Origin of the sequence: Streptomyces sp. 796.1 (genome assembly GCF_047525675.1) — a bacterium.
In the GTDB taxonomy this organism is placed as follows: Bacteria; Actinomycetota; Actinomycetes; order Streptomycetales; family Streptomycetaceae; genus Streptomyces.
In genome coordinates, this window is the sequence record NZ_JBLIWA010000056.1 from 23,578 (window position 1) to 36,584 (window position 13,007).

Below are 13,007 nucleotides of genomic sequence, written 5' to 3' on the forward strand. Positions count from 1 at the left end.
CTAGCTGTCACCATCCGCCCGGCACGGCTTCCGGTTCCCGCGGCCGGTCCGCCGTACGACCCGGGAACCCGGGGACGTTGCGGACGAACTCGCGCCGCCGCTGCCTGCGGTCGCGCCGGATGCCGTCCCTGGCGACCTGGTCCCCCACCTTCTTCTGCAACTTGCGGGCGGCCTTCACGCGCCGCGTGAACTCGGCCCACTCGCCGGGGTCCGCCTGCCGCAGGGCCTCCAACAGGCACCGCTCAAAGCGGGCGGTCTCGGCGGGCAGGGCGGCCAGCACCAGCGCCAGCCTGACGCGCCCCGGCACCGACTCGGCCAGCGCCACGTCCCGTACCAGGAACTCCGCGAGCCGCTGGTCACGGCCGGCGAGCGCGCCGAGCACGGGCAGGAAGTGGGCCCGGTCGCGGCCGGCCGCAGCCGCCAGCAGGGCGCGCGCAGCGGCCCGCTGCCCGGCGCCCTCCAGGGCGCAGCCGAGTTCCACCACGTCATCGGCCGTGGCCCGCCGGGCGTAACCCTCCAGCGCTCCCGGCGCGAGCAGCGGACTGGCGTCGTAGTGCAAGCTGCGCACCAGTTGGACGGCGTGCCCGGCGACCCGGCCGCGCAGCCCCTTCCAGAACACCCGCTCCGCGTGCGCGCGTGCGCCGCACGCCCCGAGCAGCGCGATCAGCGCCGCCAGTTCCTCCGGCGGCTGCACCACGCAGGCGTCCGAAAGGACCGCCCAGGCCCCGCCGTCGAGGTCCGCGTCGACCGTGGCCAGCAGGTCGGCCGCGGCCGGCACCGGATGCGCGTGCAGCGCCTCGGTGAGCACGCCGACCGCGTACTGCCAGTGCCCGGCCACGTGCAGCGCGCCGACCAGGTGGCCGACGTCCCGCACGCCCCAGTCCCGCACCGCCTGTGCGAGCAACTGGCCGGGACCGAACCGCAGCCGCACCGTGTGCAGCGCGGTGACCAGGGCGACCAGGTAGCCGTGCTGGTCGCGCCGGTGGTGCGCGCTGTGCCCGAGGACGAAGTCCGCGTCCACCGGCGAGAACCGGTCGGCCAGCGCGGCCAGGTCCACCACGTCGCGGGCCGGCCGCACCTCGGCCACCACCCGCTCCAGGCAGGTGATCGCGTCCTGCTCGTCGCGCCCGAGCAGCAACTCGCACAGCTCGGCCACCTCCTGCACGGGCCGCTCCCGCGCACACACCCCGAGCGCCGCGTCCACCGCCTGCCGCGCGCCGCGCCGGCCGAGCAGCGACACCAGGTCCACCACGTCGCCGAGCGGCCGTACGGTGGCGGCTGCGCCCAGGTAGACCCGGACGTTCTCCTGCTGGCCGGCGGCGGCGAGGCCGAGCGCCACCGCGGCGACGTCGGCCACCGGATGGATCTCCAGCGAGGTCTTCATGACGGTGGCCGTGGCGGCGTCCAGACCGGCCGCGGCGAAGTGCTCGATGAACACGGCGGTGTCGGCGGCCGGCCGCACCAGCACCAGCGCCGGCAGCGCCGCCTCCGCCTGCCGGTGGTGCCCCGCCCCGTACAGCGCTGCCATCAGCGCCGCGGCCTCCGCCACCGGGCGGGCCTGGCCCGCGGACTTGACCAGTTCGGTGGCGGTCGCGGTGCGACCCGGCACCGTCAGGTGGGTGACCAGCTCGACCAGTTGCGGCACCGACGCCGTGCGGTCCGTGGTCTCCAGGATCTCCAGCAGGCCCATCCGCACCCCGGCCTCGCCGGCCCGCCGCTCGGCCTCCGCGAGTTGCCCCTCCAACTCGGTGCAGTGCTCCTCGGCGGCGAACACCTCGCGCTTGGCGTCGGCCAGCGCGCCCCGTAACTCGTCCACCTCGTGCACCAGCCGGTCGCGCTCCTCGCGCAACTCCTGGTACGTGCCGCGCCAGGCGATCACCGACCGCTCGTACGCGCAGTGGTCCTCCGCACGCTCCTTCTCCAGCCGGTTCAACTTGCCCTGTAGCTCAACCAGTTGGCGCTGCCGGTCGCGCAACACCTCGGTCAGCGCGCGGGCGTGCACCTTGCCCCGGCTGGCCTCCTCGTCGGCCTCGGCCAGTCGGTCCTGGAGCCGCTGCACCTCGGACGCGGTGCCGGCGCGCGCCGAACCGGCCCGCCTGGCCCTGCCGTGCAACTCCCGCAGCGCCTCTTCCACCTCGGGGGTGACCGGGGTGCCCTCCTCGGCGATGTCGGCCATCAGGTCCACGACGAACGACCAGGGCGGCGTGCGGCTGCCGTTGAGGTAGCGGGAGACGGTGCCCTTGTCGAGCGGGCGGCGCAGGGCGTACCGCCGCACGCTGATGTTGAGGCACCCGAACAGTTCGCGCAGCATCTGCGCCAGGGCCCGCTTGTCCTCGTCGAGCCCGTCCTTCAGCGGGGCCAGCGCCCCAGCCACACTCTCACTCGCCACCGCCGGCCCCTTGTTCCTCTGTTCGCTTGAGCACTTGCCGCTCGTCTGGGTGGTGCTTGTTCGGTTGGTGTTCGTTCGCTTGCTGCTCGGGTGGGGGGTGCTCGTCCGGGTGGGTCACCTGGCGTGTCCGGGCGGCTGGGCCGGCTGAGCCGGTTGCCCTGGCCGGCCTGGCCTTCGCTGACTGCCCGGGCCACACGGGGCGCCCGCCGCCGGCGCCGCCGGGTGCCACCCGTCGTCCCCACTATCGCCGTTCGGCGCACGGGGTGGGGCAGTCGCGGCGTTGCCAGTCAGATCGGCGACACTTCGCGCGCGGAAAGAGCCGTACGGGCAACGCCCCAACCTACGGGCGGGGCCGTCCCGTACGCACGGCAACGTCTGTACGGGCGGGCCTTGCCTGCACTCACCACAACGCCTGCACGGGCAAAGCCCCCCCGTACCCCCAGGCGCAGGCGCGGCAACGCGGCAACGCGGCAACACAGCCTGCCCAAGCGTCGCCACCAGCCGGCAACACCCTCCACGGCCGCCCGCCCAACCGCCCCCCCACCTGCGGCGATCCGGCGCGGTGTCGCCGTTTCGGGGCGCACCCCGCGTCGCCGCTTGCCGCAACTCCCCGCCGCAGGGCGAGAGTGAGCCCCCGTCAAGCGCGTCAGCGCACCCCACCGGGGCGGCCGGCGCACCGCGCGCACCGCCAGGGGCCGCGCCGCCCGCCCCACCGGGACCGACCCGAGGAGGAGCCATCACCACCGACCGACCGCACGCCGGCCCGCCGCCGCAGGACGCGCCGCGGACGCCCGCCGCACCCCTGGCGCCCTCGGCACCCGCGCCAACGGCACCCCCACCCCGCTGGCGCCGCCTCACCCGCCAGCTAGCCCTGCGCGTCCTGGCCGGCGCGGCGAGTGCGACGGGCTCCGCCCTGGGCGCCGTGGTGATCGCGTGGGCCCAGCGGCGCTGACCACCCGCGCGGCAGCCGTACGGGGGCTGCCGTACGGGGGCTGCCGTACGGGCGTGCCCTACGAACGCCTGCCGCACGGACGGCTGCCGCACGGGCTCCTGCCGTACCGGCGCCTGCCGTACCGGCGCCTGCCGCCCAGGCAGCTACCGCCTGCGCCCGCCGGCCAACCCGCCACCGGCCAGCCCACCGCCGGGGACCCCGCCGCCCGACACGCCGCCCCCGGGCGAACCCGCAGCGCCGTCCGGGGCCCCCGGGGCCCCGCCGGCAGGACCGGCGGACGGGCCGCCGGCCGGTCCACCGGAGGGACCACCGCCCTGCGCCCCGCCCTTGGCCCGGGCGCCGGCCGGCCCGCCGCCGCGGCTGCGGCCCCGGATGCGGCGCCGGTCGGCGGTGGGGGCCGGGGCGTCGGCGAGCCTGACCACCGGGTCGTCCGTGCCGCCGTCGCGGCCGGCCACCACGGGCCGGTCGGCGTGGGCGGCCTTCGCGCGGTACTGCGCGGCGTCCGCCAGCCGGAACAGCCGCCGCGCCGAGTGCACCGGACCGATCGGGTCCCCCGTGGACGCCACCCCGCAGGCCACGCCCTCGCCCATCTCCAGCGCGCTCGCCCGCCGGCACAGCTCCTCGGCGACGGCCACCACGTCGGCGGCCGAAGGCCCCACCGCGAGCAGGCAGAACTCGTCCCCGCCGAGCCGGGCCGCCAGCGCGCCGGGCAGCCGGGCCCCGCACATGGAGAGGACCGAGCCGAATCGTTCCAGCAGCCGGTCACCCATCTCGTGCCCCAGCGAGTCGTTCACCCGTTTGAGCCCGTTGAGGTCGCACACCACCAGGCTCACCACGGCCCCCTGCGCTTCGTGCAGGTCAAGGGCCTCGTCGAGGCGCATGTCCACCGCCCGCCGGTTGGCGAGGCCGGTCAGCGGGTCGGTGAAGGCCAGCCGGTGCGCCTCTTCGAGCCGCTCGCTCTGGGCGATCCCGGCGGCGGTCACCGAGGCCAGGGCCGTGGCGAAGTCGGCGTCGGCCCGACCGAAGACCGGCCGGCCCGGCGGCCTCGCCACGTACAGCTCGCCCCAGGCCCGGCCGCGCAGCACGATCGGCGCCACCACGCAACAGCCCCGGCCGCGCTGCCGCAGCGCCACCACCCGCCGGGCCCGCCGCCCGCCGCACACCGGCCCGGCGTCGCCGACCTGCGCCGCGTCCGGGACGGCCTCCGCGTCCGCGACGGTCTCCACCCAGGCGCGCGGCTCGCCGCCGCTGATCCACTGCTCGTGCAGGAACTCCGCGATCTGCGGGAAGTCGTGCACCGGGTACGACTCGTCCACCGGGAACTCCTCCTCGCCCGGCGCCAGCTCCCCCACGTTCACCAACACCCGCAGCCGCCCCAGCTCCCGCTCCCACACGCAGACCGCGGCGAACGACCCCTCCAGCGCGGCCAGGGCGCTGAGCGCTGCGGCGCGCATCGCATCCCGTGCCGTGTGCGCCGCGGCCATCGCCTGCGCCAGACCCACCACGGCAGCCAGCCGTGCATCGCCCCGGTCCGTCACCCACGCCTCGCAATCCGTCACCGTCCGCACATGCCTGCACCCCAGCGTACGAACGTTCGACACATCTCGCTTGAGGGAGGTTGAGGAACGGGCAGTGGCCGACCCGGCGGCCACTCGCCCGTCCCCGGAGTGTCGGTCAAGGCCGGTGGTCGGTCAACGTTGCTCGCCCACGAGCACCCGCATCAAAACCTTCCGGACGCGCCCCGGGCACCGAAATCCGCCCGCGTCAGCCCGTTACGCGCCGGGCCACTGCGGCGTCCGCTTCTCGTTGAAGGCCGCCACGCCCTCCGCCCGGTCGGCCGAGAACGCCACCGAACGCCACGCCGCGTCCTCCACTTCGAGGCCGGCCCGCAGGTCGAGGCCCTGGCCGAGGCGGAGCGCGCGCTTGGCGGCCCGCAGCCCCACCGGGGAGTGCGCGGCGATCCGGCCCGCGAGGGCGAGCGCCGCCGTCCGCGCCTCGCCCGCCGGCACCAACTCGTCCACCAGGCCGAGCTCCCGCGCCTCGGCCGCGCCCACCCGCCGGGCCGAGAACACCAGCTCGGCCGCGCGCGCCGCGCCCACCCGGCGCGGCAACAACTGGGTGCCACCGCCGCCGGGGATCACCCCCACCGACACCTCGGGCAGCGCCACCACGGCCGACTCGTCCGCGACGATCACGTCGCAGGACAGGGCCAGCTCGAAGCCGCCGCCCAGCGCGAAGCCGTGCACCGCGGCGATGGCCGGCACCGGAAGCTCCAACACACCGGTGTACGCGCCGCGCGCCACCGGGCGCTGCCGCCCCAGGTCGGCGTCGCTCATCGCGTTGCGCTCCTTGAGGTCGGCGCCGACGCAGAACGCCCGCTCGTTCGACGAGCTGAGCACCACGGCCCGTACGTCGCCGTCCTCGCCCAGCGCGGTGCAGGCGGCGGCGATGGACCGGGCCATCTCGGTCGACACGGCGTTCATGGCCCGCGGCCGGTCCAACACCAGCTCGGCCACGAACCCGTCCCGGCGCACCGCCACCCACTCCCCGAACCGCTGCTCACCCATGACGCGACCCTCCCGGTTAACGATCGTGAACCTGCCACCGGATCATCGCAGCCCCACCCACGCGCCCGCTACCTCCCGCCCCGCAGGGCGGGGCCGGTATGCCCCGGGCACCCCGGCGCCCCACGGCGTGCGTACGAACGGACGGGTGCGAGACCCCGCGGCGTACGGGTTCGGCGGTACGCGGCAGCCCGCGGCATACGGCACCAGGCAGGACGGACCCCGCCACGTACCGGAAGGGCCCGTACGGACCCCGCCGCGTACGGGAGACAGAAACAGGCGGTACGAGGCCGACCGCACGCCCACGCTGGCGGCGGCCCACCCGGGCGGAGGCGACGGCCAGCCCGCAGGCCCCACGGGCCCGGGCCCACGCCTGCCGCCCGGGCCGGCCGGGCCCAGCCCCTCAGGCCCGGCGGGAGAGGAGCCAGGGTTCGACCATGCCGAGGCCGCGGACCGCGCGCTGCCACATGGGTTGGAGGGCGAACCGGTACGTCACGGTCTCGCCCTCCTTCTCGGCCGCGGCGGCCTCCGCCTCCGAGCGGGGGGCGTCGCCGGTGCGGGCCAGTTCGTCCGCGAAGGCGCCGTCCACCAGGACCGCGTCCTTCGGCGCTATCGATGTCAGCCGGCTCGCGAGGTTGACCGTCGTCCCGAAGACGTCGCCCATCCGCGTGGTGACCGCGCCGAACGCCAGCCCGACGCGGAGCGCCGGCATCGTCTGGTCGTGCGACATGGTCTCGATCAGCCGCAGCCCGATCTCCGCCGCGACGCCCGCGTCGTCGGCCGCGTACAGCACCTCGTCGCCGAGGGTCTTGATGAGCCGGCCGCCGTGCGCGGCGACCAGGTCGGCCGCCGTCGTCTCGAACGCCTCGACCAGTTCGCCTAGCTCTTCCTCTTCGAGGCGCCGGGTGAGCCGGGTGAAGCCGACCAGGTCGGCGAAGCCGACGGCCAGCCGACGGTTGACCATCTCCGCGTCGTCCTGGGCCTGCACCACCCGCCCGGTGGCCGCCGCCAACTGGCGCCGCCACACGTAGACGATGAACTCCTCAAGCTCCGGCAACAACAGCTCGACCAGCGGATACGCGATCTCCGTACGCGTCATCCCGGGCTCCTGCGGCTCGGTGAGCCCCTCCAGGAAGGAGTCGATCTGCCAGTCGGCGAGCCGGGCCGTGGTCTGCCCCGTCGAACGGGCCACCTGCACCGCCATCGGCTCGCTCAGCAGCCCGGCCTCCACCAGGCCCGCGAGCCGCCGCAGCGCCAGCACGTCCGCCTCGGTCAGCGCCTTGGCCTGGCCGATGTCGGCGAAGCCCATCGCCCGCCAGAACCGGGAGGCCAGCTCCATCGAGACGCCGGCGCTGCGCGCGGCCTGGAAGGGCGTGTACCGCCGCTCGGCGCCCAGGATGAGCTGCTCCAGCTTGAGCGCGATGGGGTCGTCCTCGACGGCCGCGGCGCGCTCGGCCGCCGCCCCGCGGTCCGGACCGAGGTCGGCGGGGGCGGCGCCCTCGGGGTCGGCCTCCGCGCCCGGGCCCGCGCCCGCCGGGGCTCCGGCACCGGGCTCGGCCGCTGCCGCCTCCGGCGGTCCGGCAGGCCGCCGGGGCCCGGCACCGCCGCCCGACTGCCCGGGGCCGGCTCCGCCAGGCGGTCCGGGGGGGCCGGCGCCGCCGGTTCCCGAGTTCTCGACGCTCACCGGCGTCCTCCCGTCCGCGGCGTGGCTGCCCTCGGCGGGGAGGCCCCCATCCCTGTCCGGTCCCTGCGCACTGCCCTTCCGATCTTCCGCTCGCCCGTGCCGCCCCGTGCGCCCTCGCACCCGACGCCACGCGCACCACCGCACGGACTCAGCCGCGCGGACACCGCACGCACCACCTGCCACCGACCCTGCCCGGCACATGCCAGTGGCACGCGCCCAACGGCGCGGCACTACCTGCCACCGGGCGACGACCAGCGCCGCCGCACCAACAGCCGCGGAAGGCCGGCACCGCCTCCGCGCCCGTCCGCCCCACCGGTGGCCGACCGGACGGACCAGCACAACGATACGACAGGTGTGCCGTAGCTCACTCTCCCGTCGAAGCCGGACGCAGATGGACGATGTCGCCCGCGGACACCGCCTCCCGGCCGCCGCCCTCGGTGGCGATCACCAGCCGGCCGTACCCGTCGATGGCCACCGCCTCGCCCACGCACTCCCGGTCGCCGGGCAACATCGCCCGAACGGCCCGTCCGAGCGTGGCACACCCGGCCGCGTACGCCTCCTGCAACCGACAGACCGTCGGGTCCCCGTCGGCGTCCCGCCACTTGCCGTACCACTCCTCCAGCGAACGCAGCACCGCGCGCAACAGCGGATCGCGATCCAGGCCCTGCGCGCCCGCCAGCGACAACGAGCCGGCGCCCGGCACCGGCAGCTCCGCCGCGCGCAGCGTCACGTTGAGCCCGATGCCGATGACCACGCCACCGGCGGCGTGGTCGGCGCCGGCGACGTGGGCGCCCCGCGCGTCGGTGCCGGCGGCGACCCCGGAGCCGGCCGCGCCGCTCCCGTCCGCCCCGCCGCTCCCGTCCGCCCCGCCGCTCCCGCCCGTGGCGCGCGGCGCCGCCGTCCGCTCGGCGAGGATGCCGCCGAGCTTGCGCTCCTCGCCGTGCACGGTCACCAGCAGGTCGTTGGGCCACTTCAGGGCCGTGTCCACGCCGGCCGCGCGGGAGAGCGCGCTGGCCGTGGCGACGCCGGCGAGCAGCGGCAGCCAGCCCCAGCGGTCCAGCGGCACCCGCGGGCCCGGCTGGAGCAGTACGGAGAAGAAGAGGCCGGAGCGGGGCGGCGCGCTCCAGCCGCGGTCGAGCCGGCCGCGCCCCGCCGTCTGCTCCTCGGCGACCAGCACCTGCCCCTCACCGGCGCCGGCCGCCGCGCGGGCGGCCAGGTCGGAGTTGGTGGAGCCGGTGCTTGGCAGCACGTCGAGCGCGGTCCACAGGCCGCCGGGGCGCAGCAGCGCGCGCCGGAGGCCGGACTCGTTCAGGGGCGGCCGGTCGAGGTCGGACCAGCGCCCGCCCGCGGAGAACTGCGGGGTCTGCGGGGCATCAGATGAGGTCATGCGGCCAGCCTAGGAGCCGCGGCGGCCCGATCCCGGGACCCGACGCCCCGCCGCACCCACCCGCACCGGTGTGGTCAACGCCGCACCGCCGGGCCGCGGTCACGCGGATACCCTACGTCTCGGTAGCCAAGGCCCTCCGCACGGCATGACCTGGGACCGCGGACGGCCCACACCCCCCGAGGACGAGCAGGAGCCGCATCCCGATGTCCGAGCCGGATTACGACATCCACACCACCGCGGGGAAGCTCGCGGACTTCCAGCGCCGCGTGCAGGAGGCCACCCACGCCGGTTCGGCCCGGGCGGTGGAGAAGCAGCACGCGAAGGGCAAGCTGACCGCCCGCGAGCGCATCGAGCTGCTGCTGGACGAGGGGTCGTTCGCCGAGCTCGACGAGTTCGCCCGGCACCGCTCCACCAACTTCGGCATCGACAAGAACCGCCCGTACGGCGACGGCGTGGTCACCGGGTACGGCACCGTGGACGGCCGCCCGGTGTGCGTGTACTCGCAGGACTTCACGATCTTCGGCGGCTCGCTCGGCGAGGTGTACGGCGAGAAGATCGTCAAGGTGATGGACTTCGCGCTCAAGCACGGCTGTCCGATCATCGGCATCAACGACGGCGGCGGGGCGCGCATCCAGGAGGGCGTGGTGGCGCTCGGCCTGTTCGCCGAGATCTTCCGCCGCAACGTGCACGCCTCGGGCGTGGTCCCGCAGATCAGCCTGATCGTCGGCCCGTGCGCCGGCGGCGCGGTCTACTCCCCCGCGATCACGGACTTCACCGTGATGGTCGACCAGACCTCGCACATGTTCATCACCGGGCCCGACGTGATCAAGACGGTCACCGGCGAGGACGTGGGCTTCGAGGAGCTCGGCGGCGCCCGCACCCACAACACCACATCGGGCGTGGCCCACCACATGGCGGGCGACGAGAAGGACGCCATCGAGTACGTCAAGGCGCTCCTGTCCTACCTGCCCTCCAACAACCTCTCCGAGCCGCCGGCCTTCCCCGAGCCCGCGGACCTCGCGGTGAGCCCGGAGGACCTGGAGCTCGACACCCTGATCCCGGACTCGGCGAACCAGCCGTACGACATGCACCAGGCGATCGAGCACGTGCTGGACGACGCCGAGTTCCTGGAGACGCAGGCGCTGTTCGCGCCCAACATCATCACCGGCTTCGGCCGCGTGGAGGGCCACCCGGTGGGCGTCGTCGCCAACCAGCCGCTCCAGTTCGCCGGTTGCCTGGACATCGACGCGTCCGAGAAGGCCGCCCGCTTCGTCCGCACCTGCGACGCCTTCAACATCCCCGTCCTCACCTTCGTGGACGTGCCCGGCTTCCTGCCCGGCGTGGACCAGGAGTACGGCGGCATCATCCGGCGCGGCGCCAAGCTGATCTACGCGTACGCGGAGGCCACCGTCCCGCTGATCACGGTGATCACCCGCAAGGCGTTCGGCGGCGCGTACGACGTGATGGGCTCCAAGCACCTGGGCGCCGACCTCAACCTGGCCTGGCCCACCGCGCAGATCGCCGTCATGGGCGCGCAGGGCGCGGTGAACATCCTGCACCGGCGCACCATCGCGGCGGCCGAAACCCCCGAGCGCGCCGAGGAGTTGCGCAAGGAATTGATCGCCGACTACGAGGACACCTTGTTGAATCCGTATGTCGCGGCCGAACGGGGGTATGTGGACGCTGTGATCATGCCGTCGGAGACCCGCCGCCACATCGTCCGCGGACTGCGGACGCTGCGGAACAAGCGCGAGTCCCTGCCGCCGAAGAAGCACGGCAACATCCCCCTGTAAGGAGGGCCGTTGACATGGTGATCAAGGTCGTACGAGGCAACCCGACCCCCGAGGAGCTCGCCGCCGCCCTGGCGGTGGTCCGGGCCCGCGCGGCGGCTGCCGGCGCCGCCGCCGACGGTGCCGACGCGCCGGAGGAGTGGTCGGACCCGGCCCGCACCGTCCCCGGCCGCCGGCTGCCGCACCCCGGCCCGAAGGCGTGGCGCACGACCTTCTGGCCCGTCTGACCCACCAGCACGGGGGAATCCACCAGCGAAGCAACTGCCCGACGGCCGGCGCACGATGTTCCGCATGTTGTGGTCCGACCCTCCGAACGAGCCGCCTGATGAACTGCGGGTGACGCAGACGATGGTGCGCCGGGCGGGCACGGTCCTCGCGGTCGCCTCGGTCGTCCTGATGCTGATCATCGCGCTCGGCGCCTGACCCTCCCCTGCGCCGCGCCCCGCCCGGCCCACTACGACGGCGCCGGGACGCAGCGCCCGCACCGGCCACGACCCCAGCCCCGGCCGCACGCCGCCCGCCGCCCACCGCGGGCCGCCACCGCTCGCGCGCCCTGCCTACGATGGCCGCATGAACGCCACTCCCACCCGACCCGCCCGCCGGCTCGTCCTCGCCTCGCAGTCGCCCGCCAGGCTCGGCCTGCTGCGTCAGGCCGGGCTCGCCCCCGAGGTGATCGTCAGCGGGGTGGACGAGGAAGCACTCAGCGCCGCGACCCCCGCGGCCCTGGCCCTCCTCCTCGCCGAGGCCAAGGCAGCCGCGGTGGCCGACCGCCCGGCGGCGGCCGACGCGCTGGTCATCGGCTGCGACTCGGTCCTGGAACTCGACGGCCAGGCACTCGGCAAGCCGGCCGACGCCGAAGAGGCCATCGCCCGCTGGAAGGCGATGCGCGGGCGCGCCGGCGTCCTCCAGACCGGCCACTGCCTGATCGACACCGCGACCGGCGCACGCACCAGCGCCACCGCCGCCACCACGGTCCGCTTCGGGACCCCGGACGACGCGGAGATCGCCGCGTACGTGGCCAGCGGCGAACCGCTGCACGTGGCCGGCGCGTTCACCCTCGACGGCCGCTCGGCCCCGTTCGTCGACGGCATCGACGGCGACCCGGGCAACGTGATCGGCCTCTCGCTCCCCCTGCTGCGCCGCCTGCTGGCCGACCTCGGCACCACCATCACCGACCTGTGGCAGCCGCGGGGCGCGTGAGCGGCGACGGCACACACGCCGTACGGGGCCGCGGGCCCGGCCCGCTCCCGTACGGCCGCGGCCGGCCGGTGCCTCCGCGGCCGAGCCACTGCGCCGCCAGGCCCCGGGCGAACCCGCGGCTGTCCCGCCGCTAGGCGCTGGTGGACGGCGCGGCACCGGGCGCGGCACCGGCCGGTCCCGCGTCCGCGGCGTCTTCCTCACCCTCGTAACTGAACAGGCTGAGCACGATCAGCCCGAGCACCACCATCAGACAGCCGAAGGCCAGCCAGCCGACCAGGCCGACCGCGAAGGCGCCGAGCAGCCCGTGCGCCACCGCGCAGGTGATCAGCAGGATGCGGACGAAGCGGCCGGGCGCCAGGTCGCGGACGGCGGTGCGGAGCAACGCGAGCCCGCAGCACAGCAGATAGAGCGCGATGAGCACACCGGCGATCCAGGTGGCCAGGGTCATCGCGGACGGATCGAGATCGGCGAGCGACATGTCCTGGTGGTCGACGACCAGGCCCAAGATCCAGTTGAGCAGCGCGATGACGACCGCCTCGGCCATCAACACCACCGCCGCCGCAGCGGCCACCACCCTGCGCGTCATCACGTCACCTCTTCCCCGCCGCCCAGGGGTTACCCCCAGTACGCCGACCCGCAACGCTACTAACGGGTAAGGCGCAGCGACAAGGGGTCTGCACCGGCTCCGCACGGCCGGTCGGGCCCCACCGCACACACCATCAGGGGCGGACGACGGGCCGGCAAAGTTTCACCCTTCCCTTAGTGGATTCCCTACAAAGAATCCCCGCGTGGCATGGGGGTGCCATATCGAGACCTTGCCCACATCCGAAACCGCTCTGGCATGCGCCAAAGTCGGGCGTACCGTGGAGCAACGGGGGATGTGGTCCCTCTACAGGGATCTGGCGCAGGCACTCTGTGGCCAAGCTCACGCCCGGGGTCTTCTCGGCGCCCAGTGTTGCCTGTACCTAAACTCTGCTTGTTTCAAGGAGGGAGCCATCGTGCGCAAGGTGCTCATCGCCAACCGTGGCGAAATCGCTGTCC

9 protein-coding genes and 1 pseudogene are annotated in these 13,007 nt (G+C 75.0%); 4 read left to right on the top strand and 6 right to left on the bottom strand.

Going from position 1 to position 13,007, the window contains the following annotated elements; translation table 11 throughout:
* Window positions 1-7 precede the first annotated feature (7 nt).
* The 5 genes and pseudogenes from ACMA1D_RS29070 to ACMA1D_RS29090 form a co-directional block, all read right to left on the bottom strand.
* Window positions 8-2,389, bottom strand: a complete 2,382-nt coding sequence (locus ACMA1D_RS29070; RefSeq protein ID WP_414726975.1) for a hypothetical protein — start codon at window positions 2,387-2,389, stop codon at window positions 8-10.
* A 1,314-nt stretch (window positions 2,390-3,703) separates the two neighbouring features.
* Window positions 3,704-4,825: pseudogene (locus ACMA1D_RS29075) on the bottom strand (diguanylate cyclase domain-containing protein); the annotation flags it as partial.
* A 288-nt stretch (window positions 4,826-5,113) separates the two neighbouring features.
* The gene (locus tag ACMA1D_RS29080) at window positions 5,114-5,908 is read right to left on the bottom strand and encodes an enoyl-CoA hydratase/isomerase family protein (protein ID WP_414726976.1); all 795 of its coding nucleotides are present in this window, start codon (window positions 5,906-5,908) and stop codon (window positions 5,114-5,116) included.
* Window positions 5,909-6,308: 400 nt separating this feature from the next.
* Window positions 6,309-7,589 (bottom strand): adenylate/guanylate cyclase domain-containing protein, encoded by a 1,281-nt coding sequence (locus tag ACMA1D_RS29085; protein WP_414726977.1) that lies wholly within the window; start codon window positions 7,587-7,589, stop codon window positions 6,309-6,311.
* A gap of 364 nt (window positions 7,590-7,953) precedes the next feature.
* Complete coding sequence (locus ACMA1D_RS29090) at window positions 7,954-8,976, bottom strand: biotin--[acetyl-CoA-carboxylase] ligase (protein ID WP_414726978.1); 1,023 nt, start codon at window positions 8,974-8,976, stop codon at window positions 7,954-7,956.
* 203 nt (window positions 8,977-9,179) lie between these two features.
* Between ACMA1D_RS29090 and ACMA1D_RS29095 the strand changes: the two genes are divergently transcribed.
* The 4 genes from ACMA1D_RS29095 to ACMA1D_RS29110 all read left to right on the top strand — a co-directional run bounded on the left by ACMA1D_RS29095 (window position 9,180) and on the right by ACMA1D_RS29110 (window position 11,966).
* On the top strand, window positions 9,180-10,769 hold the full coding sequence (locus ACMA1D_RS29095) for an acyl-CoA carboxylase subunit beta (RefSeq protein ID WP_349997738.1): 1,590 nt from the start codon (window positions 9,180-9,182) through the stop codon (window positions 10,767-10,769).
* A 17-nt stretch (window positions 10,770-10,786) separates the two neighbouring features.
* Window positions 10,787-10,993 (top strand): acyl-CoA carboxylase epsilon subunit, encoded by a 207-nt coding sequence (locus ACMA1D_RS29100; protein WP_414726981.1) that lies wholly within the window; start codon window positions 10,787-10,789, stop codon window positions 10,991-10,993.
* A 64-nt stretch (window positions 10,994-11,057) separates the two neighbouring features.
* On the top strand, window positions 11,058-11,189 hold the full coding sequence (gene mmpB, locus ACMA1D_RS29105) for a morphogenic membrane protein MmpB (RefSeq protein ID WP_349997740.1): 132 nt from the start codon (window positions 11,058-11,060) through the stop codon (window positions 11,187-11,189).
* 147 nt (window positions 11,190-11,336) lie between these two features.
* On the top strand, window positions 11,337-11,966 hold the full coding sequence (locus ACMA1D_RS29110; protein ID WP_414726979.1) for a nucleoside triphosphate pyrophosphatase: 630 nt from the start codon (window positions 11,337-11,339) through the stop codon (window positions 11,964-11,966).
* A gap of 130 nt (window positions 11,967-12,096) precedes the next feature.
* Here the strand turns inward: ACMA1D_RS29110 and ACMA1D_RS29115 are convergent, their stop codons facing one another.
* Entirely contained in the window at window positions 12,097-12,552 is a 456-nt protein-coding gene (locus ACMA1D_RS29115) for a hypothetical protein (RefSeq protein ID WP_414726980.1), read from the bottom strand.
* Between the last annotated feature and the right edge of the window lie 455 nt (window positions 12,553-13,007).